Origin of the sequence: Limnochorda sp. L945t (genome assembly GCF_035593305.1) — a bacterium.
Classification (GTDB): domain Bacteria; phylum Bacillota; class Limnochordia; order Limnochordales; family Geochordaceae; genus Carboxydichorda; species Carboxydichorda subterranea.
On record NZ_CP141615.1, the window covers coordinates 1,448,182 to 1,462,592 of the forward strand.

Here is a 14,411-nt window from a genome sequence, read left to right on the forward strand (position 1 = left end):
CCTCGCTCAAAACTGCCGGAGGAAGCGCAGGTCGTTTTCGTAGAGCAGCCGGATGTCCTCGATCCCATAGCGGAGCATGGTGATCCGCTCGATCCCCATCCCGAACGCAAAGCCGCTCACCCGCTCCGGGTCGTACCCCACGTTGCGCAGGACCTGGGGATGCACCATCCCGCTCCCGAGAATCTCGAGCCATCCGCTCCCCTTGCAGCTGCGGCATCCCGCGCCCTTGCACACCCCGCACTGGACGTACATCTCGGCGCTGGGCTCCGTGAACGGGAAGTAGCTGGGGACGAAGCGCACCGGGCGTTGCGGCCCGTACAGCCCCCGGGCGAACTCCGTGAGCACCCCCTTGAGGTCGGCCATGGTTACGCCCTCGTCGACCAGCAGCCCTTCCACCTGGTGGAACACCGGCGAGTGGGTCACGTCCGCATCACGCCGGTACACCTTCCCCGGCACGACCACCCGCACCGGCGGATCGCGGCGCACCATCGTGCGGATCTGCATGGGAGAGGTGTGGGTGCGCAGCAGCACCTCGTCGGTCACGTAAAACGTGTCCTGCATGTCCCGGGCCGGGTGGTCCTTGGGGATGTTGAGAGCCTGGAAGTTGTAGTAATCGAGCTCTACCTCCGGGCCTTCCACCACCTCGAACCCCATGCCGACGAAAAGCTCCAGCACGTCCGCCAGCGTCGCATAGACGGGGTGCACTCGCCCCACTGCCGGCTTGCGCCCGGGGAGGGTGACGTCCACCCGTTCCTGCTCGATCCGTTGCCGGTGAGCCTCCTCCTCCAGCGCAAGCCGCCTGGACTCCAGCGCCTGCTCGAGCTGGGCTCTGAGCTCGTTGAGCAGCTGGCCTACGCGGCGCCGTTGCTCCGGGTCGGGTAGCCGCCCCAGGCTGCGCAGCATCGCGGTGAGCTGCCCGTGACGCCCTACGAGCTCGACCCGTACCGCCTCGAGCGCCTTCGGATCCGTAGCCTCGCCGATGCGGCGCATCGCTTCGTCGCGCAGCTGCTCGATGGACGGCCCGTCGACGCCTGCGCTCGCAGGCCGTGAAGCCGGCCGTGACGTGCCCGCGCCCTTCTCTCCCATATACACGCCCCTCCTGACGAACGAAAAAACGGGAAGCGGCTCTTCTCCAAGGACGAGAAGAACCGCTTCCCGCGGTACCACCCTGGTTGGCGCCTGACAGACAGTCTCGCAGGCCACCCACTCGTGCCAAGGGTCCTTCGGCTCGACCGGGCCGCCTTCGACGGCCCTCGACCCCCGAACCCCGCGCCCGATAACGGAGGCGCCCGGCACGGCCTACTTGCGGGGAGCCCGGTTGCCCGGCCGTCCCCTGCGTTGAGCCGGCAGCTCAGAAGCGAACTTCCTGCGCGACCCTGCCGGGGCGGCTTGCAGTCTGCGGCCGTTCCCCTCCCTGGGGCGGGTGCTGCGCAGTACTCCTCTTCGTCATCGCCTGTGACGTGATCCGGATTTACCGAGCGAGACTCTTGACCTGCCGGTAGAGCAGGTAGGCGGTGATGGAACCCGTGGCCTCAAACAGCTTCCAGAAGAAGTCGGCCGTGAGCATCCGACGGAGCCCACCCTCCACGCCGTGGCCGCTCTAACGCTGTGCGCATTATATCACGGGCTCGGTCCTGCTCACAACCGGCCGCCGTTTTCCAGAGCTCGGGCACGCTGGCGGGCCGCCTCGAAGAGGACGATGGCCGTAGCCGTGGCGACGTTGAGGGATTCCACCCCTGCCTCGAGCGGGATCCGGAGCAGGTGGGTGCACTGTTTTTCCATGGCCTCCGACAGGCCCCAGCCCTCGCTGCCCACGACCAGCGCCACCCGCCCGGTGAGGGCTTCGTCGAAGTAACGCCGCCCCCCACGAGGGTCGAGCCCCATGATGGCCCATCCGAGCCGCCGAAGGCGGCCGGCCAGCTCCTCCAGCGCGCCCGGCCGCTCCAGTCGGACGGCGGTGACCCGGAAGACGGCGCCCGCGCTCGCGCGAACCACCTTGGGGTTCCACAGGTCGGCCGAGTGGAGGTCGAGGACGACGGCCCCTACCCCGGCGGCTGCGGCCGTTCGGACGATGGTGCCGACGTTGCCCGGATCCTGGACGCCGTCGACGAGGACGACCGGGGGCTCGAGTTGTTCGGGAGCGGGCAGTGCCGGCTCGCGGGCCGCCACCGCAGCGACGATGCCCTGGGGATGCTCCGTGTCGGCCAGTGCCCGGATGACCCGGGGGCCGCAGGCGTAAACGCGGCTTCCTGCGCTACGGGCTCGCTCGAGCAGCTCGGCCGTCGCCGGGTCGCCCGCCGCCTGCTCCCCGGCCAGGATCACGTCGACCTGTACGCCCGCGTCGAGCGCGTCCTGGATCAGGCGGCGTCCCTCGATAAGCAAGCGGCCCTGGCGCCGGCGCTCGGCCGGCTTCTCCTTGAGCTGCTTGAGGGCCTGCACCAGCGGGTGGCGGGGGCTCTCAAGGAAGGGCTTCGAGCTCTTCGAGTCGCTCATCCTCTCCCATCGCCACCAGCACGTCTTCCTTCTCGATCGTCGTGTCCGGGTTGGGAGCCACGATGACCTCGGTCCCTCGCCGGATGGCCAGCACCGTGATGCCGTACTTGGCCCGGAAGTCGAGCTCCCTGAGCGTCCGCCCGATGAAGCCCTCCTTGGCCGTCACCTCGACGATGCTGTAACCCGGCATCAGCTCGATGTAGTCGATGATATTACCCGACAGCAGGTTGTGCGCCACCCGGACGCCCATGTCCCGCTCCGGATAGACGACCCGGTCGGCGCCCACCCTCTCGAGCACCCGGCCGTGGAGGTCGCTGAGCGCCTTGGCCACCACGTAGCGCACGCCCAGCCCCTTCACCACGGAGGTCGCCAGGATGCTGGCCTCGATCTCGCCGATGGCCACGATGACCACGTCGAAGTTGCGGATCCCGATGGCCCTCATGGCCTGCTCGTCGGTGGCGTCGGCCTGCACGGCGTGAGTGACGTGAGGCGCCATCTCCTGTACCCGGTCCTCGACGTTGTCGATCGCCAGGACTTCCTGCCCTTGCTTGTAAAGGGTGGAGGCGACGCTCGAGCCGAACCGCCCCAACCCTATCACGGCGAACTGGCGGGTACGCCGCCGGCGCATGGCCATCTACCCCACCCCCTGCCAGGAACCCGCGAAAAACCGGCCACGAGGCGTCGGGCCGGCTGCTCGAGCACGATGGCTACCGCTGCCTGATCGCTACCTGGCCCTGCAGGCCGGCCTCACCCCGCCGGCGCCGGCACGGCCAGGGCCTGGCGGGCGGCTTCCACCAGCTGGCCGAAGGCCTGGTCGTCGTGGACGGCCAGGTCAGCGAGCATCTTGCGGTTGATGGCTACACCCGCCCTGGACAGCCCGCTCATCAACTGGCTGTACGACATCCCGTGCATACGGGCGGCTGCGTTGATCCGGGTGATCCACAGGCGGCGGAAGTCCCGCTTCTTGAGGCGCCGCCCCCGGTACGCGTGGCTCCACGCCTTGAGCAGCGACTGGTTGGCCATGCGGAACCACCGGTGGCGAGCCCCCCAGTAGCCCTTGGCCAGCTTGACGATCTTGCGGTGGCGCCGGCGGGTGTACGGCCCACCCTTCACCCTGGGCATGGTGGTCGCATCCTCCTCAGCACGAGCTCACGAAGCACTCACAGGTACTGCGAATAGGGCAGCATCCGGCGAATCCGGGGCATCTCCCGCTCGGAGACGAAAGCGTCCGACGTGAGCCGGCGCTTGCGATCGGGCGACTTGGGCCCCAGCAAGTGGCTGTGATAGGCGTGGCGCCGGCGCAGGCGGCCCGAGGCCGTGGTCCGGAAACGCTTGGCCGCGCCCCGGTGCGTCTTCATCTTCGGCATCTGGCTCGACTCCTTCACCCTTCGGCCGCCGCGCGCCCGCCGGCCACACCGGCCGGAGACCCGGTCGCCTCCACCGGAGCGGCAGGCGCGGCGGCAGGCTTGTTGGCCTGCACGTCAGTGCGGGGTGCCAGGATCATGATCATGTGGCGGCCTTCGATCCGCGGAGGCCGCTCCACCGTGCTGATGGAGCCCAGGCTCTGCGCGAGCTGGTTGAGCATGGTGCGGGCCAGGTCCGAGTGGACGATCTCCCGGCCCCGGAACCGCACCGTGATCTTCACCTTGTCGCCATCGGACAGGAAACGCTCCGCGGCCTTGCGCTTCACCTCGAAGTCGTGGTCCTCGATCTTGGGAGTCATGCGGATCTCCTTGAGGTCCACGATCTTCTGGCGCTTGCGGGCTTCCCGTTCTTTCTTGCTCTGCTCGTACTTGTACTTCCCGTAGTTCATCAGCCGGCACACGGGAGGGTTGGCATGCGGAGCGATCTCGACCAGGTCCAGATCCCTTTCGTGTGCCAGGCGCAAGGCCTCGCGTACCGGCAGGATACCGAGCTGCTGTCCCTCCGGGCTGACCACCCGGACCTCCCTGGCTCGAATCTCCTCGTTGACCCGGAGCTCCTGTCTGATGATCCCACCCCCGCAACGATCCCGGCCGGCGGACAGGTAAACCGTGCCCCGCCGGTACGGTGCGCGGCGATTCTAACATGCGTCCCTCATGGCGTCAACCGCACCCAGCCGCTCACAGCGGCCGCGCCGCCACGTCCCGGCGCGCCAGGCTTCCCCATGGACGGGCCGACCTCTTCTTCAGCGCCGTGCGGCGGCCTCCTCCACGAGGCGTCGCTCCAGCTCCTCGAGGCCCATGCTTCCCAGGTCCCCTTCCGACCGGTGGCGCACCGCCACCAGGCCCGACTGGACCTCCTTATCCCCGATGACCACCATGTATGGCACCTTGCGCACCTGGGCGTCCCGGATCTTGTAGCCGAGCTTCTCCTCCCGGGCGTCCACCTCCGCCCGCAGCCCCGCCGCCACCAGCCGCCCCGCCACCTCCCCGGCCCTCGGCGCGTGCCGGTCGGCCACCGGGATGACCCGGACCTGCACCGGAGACAGCCACAGCGGCAGCGCCCCGGCGTAGTGCTCGATGAGTACGGCCAGGAACCGCTCCAGGCTCCCGAACAGCGCCCGGTGAATCACGACCGGGCGGTGCTTTTGCCCGTCCTGCCCCACGTAGGTGAGGTCGAAGCGCTCGGGGTTCATGAAGTCGAGCTGGATCGTCCCGCATTGCCAGCTGCGGTTGAGGCTGTCCCGCACGTGGAAGTCGATCTTGGGCCCGTAGAAGGCCCCTTCTCCCTCATGGACCTGGTAGGGCCGGCCGCTCTGATCGAGCGCCTCCCGGAGCGCCGCCGTCGCCTGATCCCAGAGCTCTTCCGGGCCCATGGCGTTGTCGGGGCGGGTCGACAGCTCGATGCGGTACGCAAAGCCAAACGTGCCATAGATGTGTTCGATGAGCTCCAGCACCCCGACGACTTCCTGGGTGATCTGGTCGGGGCGCAGGAAGAGATGGGCGTCGTCCTGGGTGAACGCTCGCACCCGCTTCAACCCGTTGAGCACGCCGGACAGCTCGTGGCGGTGCACCAGGCCGAATTCCATGAGCCGCAGGGGCAGATCCCGGTAGCTGCGCACCTCGGAGGCGTAGATGAGGAACGCGCCGGGGCAGTTCATGGGCTTGATGGCGAAGCTCTCGCCCTCGATCTCCGTGAAGTACATGTTCTCCCGGTAGTGGTCGTAATGCCCCGACCGGCGCCAGAGCGAATCCCGCAGCACCAGGGGCGTGCTCACCTCGAGGTAGCCGCGGCGCTGTTGCTCCGCCCGGGAGAACTCGACCAGGGCGTTTCGAACGATGACGCCCGCGGGCAGCCAGAACGGGAACCCCGGGCCCTCGTCGGCGAACAGGAAGAGGCCGAGTTCCCGGCCCAGCCGGCGGTGATCCCGGCGTGCCGCCTCTTCCAACATGCGCAGGTGCTCCGCCAGAGCCTCGTCGGAGGCGAAGGCCGTCCCATAGATGCGGGTCAGCATGTCCCGGCGGGAGTCGCCCCGCCAGTAAGCCCCCGCCAGGTGGAGCAGCTTGAAGTGGCCCAGGTGACCCGTGCTCGGCACGTGCGGCCCCCGGCACAGGTCGATGAACTCTCCCTGTTTGTAGAGGCTCACTTTCGGCTGGTCGACCAGCTCTTCCAGGATCTCCACCTTGTAGGCGTCTCCCCGCTCCCGGAAAAAGCGCAGGGCCTCCTCCCGGGGCCACTCCTCGCGTTCGACGGGCAGGTCTTCGGCCACGATGCGGCGCATCTCCGCCTCGATGGCGGGCAGGTCGTCGGGCGAGAGCGGGCGCGGGGGCGCCACGTCGTAGTAAAACCCGTCTTCGATGGTGGGGCCGATCGCAAGCCGCGTGCCCGGCATCAACCGCTGCAGCGCCTGGGCCATGAGATGGGCGGTGCTGTGCCGGACGACGTCAAGCCCCGCCGGCGATTGTGCGTCCAGGAGCTCGATCTCACCGCCCTCGCCGACCGGCGCCTTCAAATCCACCAGCGTGCCGTTGCGCCGCGCCACGACCGCATCCCTGGCCTTGCCGGGCGCAAGGCGCAGCGCGACTTCCTGGACACTCTCCCCGGGCTCGGCCCACGAGGGCTCCCCGGCCCCTTTGATCCACACCTGCACCCGCTGTCCCGTCACTGCCATGCCTCCCGCCTCCTTCTCGCGCCGGCAAACGAAAGGGTCTCCCGTCCCTGCCGGGACGGGAGACCCGTGCTTCCACGACGTCGGTCGGACTCCCGCGGTTCCACCCTGCTTGGTGACGGCCCCTGAGCTTCACGTAACAGAGAGCCTCGGGGCTTCACCCGCTCCGGCGGCTGTAACGGGCCTCCCGGCGACGCCTACTCGGCCGGCCCTGCGGCCTTTCGGATCGCGGCTCCCGGGTGGTCATGGGCTCGGGCGGCCAGCCGGAGCTCCCAGCCTCGCCCTGCGAGGCTCCGGCTCTCTTGATGGCGCCGGCTGAGCCCACGGGTCCCGATCCTCGCCTCATGGCGAAAAAGCCTGGGCTGAGCTGCCCGTGGCTTCTGGCTTGCCCTCATGTTAGCGGAGCCGCCGGCCCGGGTCAAGGCCACCAAGCCGGCTAGGGCCACAGGAGCAGCATCTGGACGACTCCCACGAGAAAGCCCATGACGGCGCCCAAAACCTCGATCCAGCGCAGCTCCCGGCCAATCAGCCGGAGGATGATCCCCTCGAAGTCGACCAGGTCCAGCTGCTCCAGCTTCTCGCCGAGCAGCGACGAGACCCGCAGCTGCTCCTGCAGACGCTCTTTGAGCCGGTCCGTGATCGCTTCCATCGCCCGGCCTGCCTCCTGCCGGGTAACCCGGACGGCGTACGCCACCATGGCGTCCCGCACGCTTGCCGGCAAGAAACGGGGCAACTGGGTCTGCATGCGGCGCGCGACGTATCCTTCCAGGACCCATACCGCCTCTTCCCGGTACCGGGCGCCATCGATCCCCGCGACCAGATCCTCGGGCCGCAGGAGCTCCCGCTCGACCAGCTCGCCGATGCCGCGCGCGATCTCATGCTGGCGGCGCGGGAAGATGCCCTGCAGGTACCAGCGCGTGCCCCAGATGCGAATGGGCCGGATCGGCCAGAAAAGCAGGCGTACGGCGGCGACGTTGGTGATCCACCCGATGCCGGCTGCCACCAGGGGCACCGTCAGCAGCCGAAGTGTAACCACTTCCCTGCCCCCCCGTGCCACCGGCTTTCTCCGGCCCTGCCGGCGTCACCTCGATATCAATGGGCCGGTGCCGGCGTCGGAGAAGGCGAGGGTGTGCTGGCCGCCTGCCGGGCGCTGCAACGGGGACATCCCCGGCACGTGTGGACCCGCCCCGGGAAGGCCGCCCGCACGGCGGACTGGATGGTCGCCTCGTCCGGCAAGTGGATGAAGATCCGCCGCGGGTTGAGCCGGACCAGCTGGGCGACGGCGACCTCCTCGGTGAAGCTGTCGGACGCGCTGGTGTCGCCCGGATAGCGCCGGGTAGCCGGCATCCCCCACCGGTCCACGATCCGCAGCTTGCCGGCGCTGCCTCGCAGGACGTGCACCTCGTAGATGCGGGGCGGCGGGCCCAGCCACAGGCTGCGCCATGGTCCGGTGCTCCGCTGCTCTTCTCGCTCGGCCGCCAGTTCCCCGACGGCAGCGGCTGCGGCTCGCCGCAGGGCCTGCACGTAGGCGCCCAATCGAAACCAGACGATCCCCTCGAGCACCAGGCCGTCGGGGCGTTCCGTCAGGCTCTCCAGGATCTGGCGCGCCACGCGCGCGTGCCATCTCGCCAGGTTCGTCGCGCCGGTGCGCCCCTGGCCGGCCGTCCCTGCCGGGGGAGCTGTCACAGGTGGCGTCATGCCGCCATTTGCCCCGTCCCCCGCATCGGGACCTTCCACGAGCTGCCGGGCAAGCTGCAGGGCCCTGGCACGGCGCGCCGCCGACAAGTCGTAGCGGCGCCGCCGGGCCTCGGTCGCCAGGAAGCGGGCGAGCCACCGGTCCGTCAGGGGCCCCAGCACCGCGTCCGCCAACAGGCCCGCCAGGTGCGACCGCAGGATGGGCGCCCACGCCGAAGCCGGACTGCCCGGACCGGCAGGCCCGTCGGCCGGCCCCAGCTCGTAGACGAAGAAGGTGTAGGAGCCGTCGACCCTCTCGGTCACCCGGGTCATGATGCCCTTGTCGCTCAGCATGCCCACCGCCTGGTCGAGGCGCGAGGCCACGACCTCCCGGTGGCTCCGCCAGACGCCAACCGTCATCATGGTGCATCCCCGCACAGCATCCCCCGGGCGCCGTCCCTTCATGTCCCGGGCGGGTCCTCCGGCGGAGCGGTACATACTAAGCCTGCCGACCGACGATGATCAGGAAGGGAGGCGATCCAGCGGTGGCACACCTCACCATGATGGAGCTCGACACGCTCCGCCACTTCATCGGCGAGGAGAGGCTGGCGGTGGAAAAGCTCAACCTCTACGTCCAGAACTGCCGCGATCCCGAGCTGCGCAACCACCTCCAGCACCTCGCCAACGAGTGCAACAACAACGTGCAAAAGCTCCTCGGCTTCCTCGGCTGAGGGAAGGAGGCAACGGGTCCGTGCCTTTCACCGACAAGGAAATCGCCTCGGACGTGCTCGACATGCTCAAGCACCGGGCGACCGGGCTCACCAAGGCCGCCATCGAGTGCTCGGACATCAACTTGCGCAACACCCTGCTCCAGATGCGCCAGTTCGACGAGGGCGCCCAGTGGGAGCTCTACCGCCTGATGGAGCAGAAGGGCTGGTACCTCCCCTCGGGCAGGGCCGACGCCACCGAAATCCAGAAGGTCCGCCAGTACTTCCAGGGCGTGCCTGTCCAGGCAGGTGCAGGCTACATGCGGGACGGCGGCGGGTTGAGGGTGTAGCGACCCGCGTTGCCGCGCCGGCTTCCTGCGGACTCGGGCGGGCCCTCCCGTTGACGAGGGCCCGCCCTTCTCGTATCATGAGCCTGGGCGCTCTCAGCAGCGGGGCGGCGTAGCCAAGGGGCCAAGGCGGAGGTCTGCAAAACCTCTACTCGCCGGTTCGAGTCCGGCCGCCGCCTCCAGTAACGACGAGGCTTTCCCGAACTCCGGAATGGCAACGCCCCCTTTCTGCTATTCCATTTGCCAATCCGCCCGCCTGTCTCCCCCACGACCCACCCGGGGTGATCGATCCGCGGGTGGCAGGTGGGCCTGGCACCCAACCCAAAAAGCCCCGACCACGGGGCCTCTGGCGTCCAGACAGGAACGCATCCTGCCATTCCTGCCATTCCCGCTACGTCGCTTCCTGCCCACCCCCTCGGAGGAGCCGGTCAAGCTCCTTGTCCACCTGAGGGCCAACCCCTGGCAGCAAATGGGAGTAAGTGTCCATGGTGACCCGGGTGGTGCTATGGCCCAAGACCTCCTGCACCACGTTGGGGTGGACCCCCTGGGCCAGTAAGAACGAGGCACCATGCTTTGGACGTGATGGCCGAGCGGAAAGTCACCGAGGAACTGGTGGCCGAAACGGTCATAGTGCGGAGACGCAGATACTCCAGCTCGGCTCCCGCTCTGCCAGAAACGGGCCGCCGGGCCGCCGGACGACAGCCGAGTTCTTGGTCCCTTCCCAGTGGGGCGACCCCCCGATACAATGGCGTCGGCAGCGCCTCTCATCTCATCAAGAGCGTTTCCCTGAAGCACAGGAGTCGGAAGAAACATGCGACAGCAAGAGCGGCCCATTTCGCTGCCGCTGTTGTACTTGACCACGGCCAACTTCGGCGTTCTGGGTCTCGTCATCCTGTGGATGAGCCACAGTGGTGACCACGGTTGGTGGACGCGCTTCGTGGCGCGGCCGGACCCCTGGCAGGTCTTGGGTTGGGGAACGGCTCTGGCCCTCGCCGTCGTAATGTTTGAGATCGCCGTGGCCACCCTGCTGCCCGACCGGCTGTGGGCCGACGACGGAACCAATGCCTATCTGAGCAACCTGAGCCATCTCCACATCTTCTTGCTCATGGCCCTGACTGCCGTCGCCGAGGAACTCTTCTTTCGCGCGGCCATCCAATCGCTCCTCGTGGACTGGCTGTCCTCCGCCCTCTTGGGTATCCCCATCGCTGCGGTGATCTTTGCAGCGACCCACGTCCGCTATCTCAAGCAACCCGTCCTCCTCGGTGGAGCATGGGCAATCGGACTGGCGTTGGGTCTCGGCTACTGGCTCACCGGAAGCCTGTGGACCTCAGTGTGGGCTCACTTTCTTATCAACTTCGTCATGAGCGTGTTTGGCAAGAAGGGGTGGTTCTTGCCCCGCCGGGAACCGCAGGTGAGCGGCCGAGAAGATTGACGCGCGCTGAGCGACGGACCGCCCCGGCCGCACCCCGCTTGCGGCCAGGGGGCGATGGGGCATCCGCCGAGCCTGGTAGCCGGTGGCATCCCGGCGTTGCCCTTCCTGGCCGTGGCCGTTTACCTCTCACGAGACGTCAAGCGCGGGTAGCCCAATCGTACGGCGGCCCCGGCCTGCGCAGCCGCGAACATGGCGTTGGCGCCGGTGTTGGAGCCCGTGATGAATCCTCCCAGGGCTCCCACCCACGGCGCCAGCGCCAGGTAGCCCCACCGGAGCTCGGACGCCTCCTCCGCCAGGGCCATCGCCATGCCGGAAACCCTCATCACGTTGCCCAGCAGAACGAAAAGCACCGTCGTCAACGCAGCGGGCGCCCAGCGAGCCAACGCTTCCCGCAGTGCCGCCGCTACCGTGCGCAGGCTCAGGCGAAACCACAGGGAGGCGAACCCACAAGTCGCCCAAAGCCACGGCAGGGAGCTTCCGGCTGCCGCCTCCAGGCTCCATCCCATCTTAGCCGCCAACGAGACGACCCCCGGGGACATCACCAGAAGCCCCACCAGCGCGACGTATGGCACAAGCGCTCGAACGACGGGCATCTCCTCCTCGGGCCGCGGCGCAGCCCGCTCCCAGGTTGACCCCCTGGTCCTCAGCGGATCCCTGCTGGCTCGCCCCATGACCAGTCCCGCGCCGATCCCCGCCAGGCTCCCCAACGCCCCGGCCGGTGGGGTACCGGCAAAACGGTTGGCCAACCAGATACCTCCCCACAGGCTCGCCGCCGCGATGAGCAGCTTACCTGTTTGGCGAGACGCCTGGCGCCACCCCATGCCCACCACCATCGCCGCCCCGCCGCAGATGAGAAACACGGGCAGGGACAAAGCAGCGCTGGCTTCTCCCAGGCTCTGGAATGACACCCCGGCAAGCTTGGACGCCACCAACGTGCCCGGAGCCAGGGCCCCGCAGGGGACGGCCACCAGACCGAGCAGGGCCAGGATGCCGGCCTCCTGCGGGGCAAATCCCATCTGCACGAACAGGGGATAGGTGACCACCGCCCCCACGCCGAAGCCCGTCACCGACTCCACGAAGGGAGCCACCCCCAGCGTCATCAGCAGCAACCGACCCGCCGGGTCGGCTACCTCCCGTGCCAGCCACGCCCCGACGGTCCTGTAGGCCCCGGCGCGACGCATCAGCTCGTAGAGCAGCACGCCCCCCAGCATGATCGCGCCGACCTCGGCCCCCAGCGCCAGCGCATCGGGCACCGCCGCCTGGAGCACGGGCCACGGCGGCCCAACGGCAGGCTGATGTCGGAACCGGGGAACGGGAGGCCAAGACCCCATTCATGGCGGAGATCCATGTCCGTGAACACAACATGGGCTCCCAACCAGGTCCGGGCAAGGTCGACGAGTTGGCGGCAATGGGGTTGATCCGATCCCGTGGACACCTGCACACTTGGGGCGGAGCCCCAACAAGGAGGGTGTCCCGTGCCACCAACCCGACCTCCCTATCCGCCGGAGTTCCGCGCCGAGGCCGAGCGGCTCGTACGCACCTCCGGCAAGACGCAGAAGGAGATCGCCGCCGACCTCGGGGTCTCCACCGAATCCCTGCGCAAATGGGTGCGGCAGGCCCAGATGGACGCCGGCGAGCGCGAGGGCCTGACGACGACCGAACGGGAAGAGCTGCAGCGGCTGCGCCGGGAGAACCGCATCCTGCGGGAAGAGCGAGCGATCCTGAAAAAGCCGCGGCCTTCTTTGCTCGGGAGACCGACCGGACCCGGTAGCCGCGTTCCGGTTCGTGGAGCACCCGAAGGCCGAGCACGCCGTCGCCATGCGGTGTCGGGTGCGGGACGTCTCCACCAGCGGGTACGATGCATGGCGCCGTCGCCCGCCCTCCCGGCGGGCCCAACAAGACCGGGCGCTCATGGATCGCATCCGGGCCATCCATGTGGCCAGCCGGGGCACGTACGGAGCGCCCCGGGTGTGGGCGGAGCTGCGCATGGCTCACGGCCTCTCCTGCTCTCGCAAGCGGGTGGCCCGGCTGATGCGGCAGCTGGGCTTGCAGGGAGCCCATCGGCGCAAGACCCGGGGCCTCACCCGCCGGGACCCCCGCCGGCCGGTCTTCCCGGACCGGGTGCAACGCGTCTTCGCCGCCGACGCGCCCAACCGCCTTTGGGTGGCCGACCTGACCCAGCACCCGACCGACGAGGGGTGGCTGTACCTGGCGACCGTCCTCGACGCCTTCTCCCGCCGGGTGGTGGGCTGGGCCATGGGGGAGCGGCCCACGGCGGAGCTGGCCATCGACGCCTTGAACATGGCCGTCGGGAATCGACGGCCCCGGGGCGAGCGGGTCCATCACTCCGACCACGGCGCCCCGTACACCTCCCTGGTCTTCAGCCGCCGCCTGGAGGCGGCCGGGATCCTGGGCTCCATGGGCTCGGTAGGCGACGCCCTGGACAACGCGGTGGCGGAGAGCTTCTTTGCCACGCTGCAGACGGAGCTGCTGGACCGGAGGTCCTGGCCGGCCCGTCAGGCCCTGAAGACGGCCGTCTTCGAGTCCATCGAGGCCTTCTACAACCGTCGTCGACGCCACTCGGCCCTGGGATACCTGAGTCCGCAGGACTTCGAGAGGAGGTGGCACCTCCACCACGAAGTCCCCGCTACGGCTGCTTAGCCACAGGCTGTCCACAGGAGCGGATCAACTCCAATACGGGTCTGACCCTAAGAAGACCCGATAGCCGCGTGCCACGGTGTTCACTCCCGGTCACAAAACAGCATTTCCGACGGTTCGCCCAACAGGTGCCGCGTTGCCCTTGGTCACAAAACGAAGGCATGGCTCCCACCCGACACTGTCGGCCCCATGCTGAAGCTGTGAACCGCAGCGGCCGAGCGTTTGACCCTCGTGTTGCAGGAAGGCGGGCGAGGCGAACATATCCGAGGTAAACCGACCGGCCTCAGAGCCTCTGAAGGGGGATGTCCGCCACCGCACGCGGACGCCCGCGGGGTCGGACGCGGTATACTTAGACCGTCAGGTGAAGGAGCCGACCGCCACGGAAGAGCTGGTTTTCACCAAGCATGCGACAGACGTCATGGCGGAACGGAGGATTGACGAGAAGCTCGTCCGCGAGACGCTCACGTCTCCCGACCTCATTCAGCGCCAGCCGGACGGGACGACGCACTGTATCCGGATGTTTGCAGACCGCGGCGGTCGCTGGCTTCGGGTGGTCATCGCTGCGAGCGGAGCGCAACGAAAGGTCGTAACAGTGTTCTTCGATAGGAGGCTACGTGGCCGCCGTGCGCATCATGCTGGACCGTGAAGCGGATGCCCTGTACGTGCGCCTCAGCGAGGCGGAGATCGTTGAGTCCGAGGAGGTCGCACCTGGCGTAATCGTTGACTATGACGCGACCGGTGCGGTCGTCGCCCTCGAAGTGCTGAAGCTCGCTTCCCGCTTCGGAGAGGCCACGGTGTCTTCGTTACAATTCGATGCCGACTGACCGGCTTCCATCGTCGCCGGGCCAGCCATCACCCGCACGCTGGCCCCCTATCACCCTGCCCGGGGCCGTGACCAGGTGGAGTTCCTCCGCACTGGGCGGAGGTGTTCCGGGAAGTCGACCTCCAGGTTCTGCAGTGCATCCCTGGCACGACCGAAACGCGTGTTGGCCCGGGACGCGCCATGTAGA

General features: G+C 68.4%; 17 protein-coding genes and 1 tRNA gene. 7 read left to right on the forward strand and 11 right to left on the reverse strand.

Annotation, left to right across the window (positions count from 1 at the left end):
- Nucleotides 1-6: 6 nt before the first annotated feature.
- From pheS to ytxC, 10 genes are all read right to left on the reverse strand, one after another.
- A complete protein-coding gene (pheS, locus tag U7230_RS06850; RefSeq protein WP_404980648.1) occupies nt 7-990 on the reverse strand; it encodes a phenylalanine--tRNA ligase subunit alpha in 984 nt (327 codons plus the stop codon).
- Nucleotides 991-1,471: 481 nt separating this feature from the next.
- On the reverse strand, nt 1,472-1,567 hold the full coding sequence (locus U7230_RS06855) for a YqzL family protein (RefSeq protein ID WP_324717981.1): 96 nt from the start codon (nt 1,565-1,567) through the stop codon (nt 1,472-1,474).
- Between the two features lie 71 nt (nt 1,568-1,638).
- Entirely contained in the window at nt 1,639-2,493 is an 855-nt protein-coding gene (locus tag U7230_RS06860) for a TrmH family RNA methyltransferase (RefSeq protein ID WP_324717982.1), read from the reverse strand.
- Nucleotides 2,459-3,127 carry a potassium channel family protein gene (locus U7230_RS06865; protein WP_324717983.1) on the reverse strand — a complete coding sequence of 223 codons (669 nt, stop codon included), beginning with the start codon at nt 3,125-3,127 and terminating at the stop codon, nt 2,459-2,461. The genes U7230_RS06860 and U7230_RS06865 overlap by 35 nt, the downstream gene beginning before the upstream one ends.
- Nucleotides 3,128-3,240: 113 nt before the next feature.
- Nucleotides 3,241-3,615, reverse strand: coding sequence for a 50S ribosomal protein L20 (gene rplT / locus U7230_RS06870; protein ID WP_324717984.1), 375 nt, complete (start codon nt 3,613-3,615; stop codon nt 3,241-3,243).
- Between the two features lie 38 nt (nt 3,616-3,653).
- Complete coding sequence (gene rpmI / locus U7230_RS06875) at nt 3,654-3,860, reverse strand: 50S ribosomal protein L35 (protein ID WP_324717985.1); 207 nt, start codon at nt 3,858-3,860, stop codon at nt 3,654-3,656.
- Nucleotides 3,861-3,874: 14 nt separating this feature from the next.
- Complete coding sequence (gene infC / locus U7230_RS06880) at nt 3,875-4,519, reverse strand: translation initiation factor IF-3 (protein WP_324718202.1); 645 nt, start codon at nt 4,517-4,519, stop codon at nt 3,875-3,877.
- A 141-nt stretch (nt 4,520-4,660) separates the two neighbouring features.
- A complete protein-coding gene (gene thrS, locus U7230_RS06885) occupies nt 4,661-6,586 on the reverse strand; it encodes a threonine--tRNA ligase (protein ID WP_324717986.1) in 1,926 nt (641 codons plus the stop codon).
- 433 nt (nt 6,587-7,019) lie between these two features.
- Nucleotides 7,020-7,619 (reverse strand): DUF445 domain-containing protein, encoded by a 600-nt coding sequence (locus U7230_RS06890; protein ID WP_324717987.1) that lies wholly within the window; start codon nt 7,617-7,619, stop codon nt 7,020-7,022.
- Nucleotides 7,620-7,675: 56 nt separating this feature from the next.
- Nucleotides 7,676-8,722, reverse strand: a complete 1,047-nt coding sequence (ytxC, locus tag U7230_RS06895) for a sporulation protein YtxC (RefSeq protein WP_324717988.1) — start codon at nt 8,720-8,722, stop codon at nt 7,676-7,678.
- Between the two features lie 80 nt (nt 8,723-8,802).
- Between ytxC and U7230_RS06900 the strand changes: the two genes are divergently transcribed.
- The 4 genes from U7230_RS06900 (at nt 8,803) to U7230_RS06915 (ending at nt 10,743) form a co-directional block, all read left to right on the forward strand.
- Nucleotides 8,803-8,988, forward strand: a complete 186-nt coding sequence (locus U7230_RS06900) for a hypothetical protein (protein WP_324717989.1) — start codon at nt 8,803-8,805, stop codon at nt 8,986-8,988.
- Nucleotides 8,989-9,008: 20 nt separating this feature from the next.
- Nucleotides 9,009-9,314: a spore coat protein gene (locus U7230_RS06905; protein WP_324717990.1), complete on the forward strand. Its 306-nt coding sequence runs from the start codon at nt 9,009-9,011 to the stop codon at nt 9,312-9,314.
- 103 nt (nt 9,315-9,417) lie between these two features.
- Nucleotides 9,418-9,493, forward strand: a tRNA-Cys gene (locus U7230_RS06910).
- A 629-nt stretch (nt 9,494-10,122) separates the two neighbouring features.
- Nucleotides 10,123-10,743 carry a CPBP family intramembrane glutamic endopeptidase gene (locus U7230_RS06915; protein WP_324717991.1) on the forward strand — a complete coding sequence of 207 codons (621 nt, stop codon included), beginning with the start codon at nt 10,123-10,125 and terminating at the stop codon, nt 10,741-10,743.
- Nucleotides 10,744-10,862: 119 nt separating this feature from the next.
- Here the strand turns inward: U7230_RS06915 and U7230_RS06920 are convergent, their stop codons facing one another.
- On the reverse strand, nt 10,863-12,011 hold the full coding sequence (locus U7230_RS06920; RefSeq protein WP_324717992.1) for an L-lactate permease: 1,149 nt from the start codon (nt 12,009-12,011) through the stop codon (nt 10,863-10,865).
- Between the two features lie 207 nt (nt 12,012-12,218).
- Here U7230_RS06920 and U7230_RS06925 point away from each other — a divergent pair.
- The 3 genes from U7230_RS06925 (at nt 12,219) to U7230_RS06930 (ending at nt 14,225) form a co-directional block, all read left to right on the forward strand.
- A protein-coding gene (locus tag U7230_RS06925; protein ID WP_324717993.1) for an IS3 family transposase occupies nt 12,219-13,404 on the forward strand; the annotation gives its coding sequence in 2 pieces (ribosomal slippage) (nt 12,219-12,478 and nt 12,477-13,404; 1,188 coding nt in all).
- Nucleotides 13,405-13,762: 358 nt separating this feature from the next.
- Complete coding sequence (locus tag U7230_RS15410) at nt 13,763-14,047, forward strand: DUF4258 domain-containing protein (protein WP_404980582.1); 285 nt, start codon at nt 13,763-13,765, stop codon at nt 14,045-14,047.
- A complete protein-coding gene (locus U7230_RS06930) occupies nt 14,034-14,225 on the forward strand; it encodes a DUF2283 domain-containing protein (RefSeq protein WP_324718203.1) in 192 nt (63 codons plus the stop codon). Before U7230_RS15410 ends, U7230_RS06930 begins: the two co-directional genes overlap by 14 nt.
- The last annotated feature ends 186 nt before the right edge of the window (nt 14,226-14,411 follow it).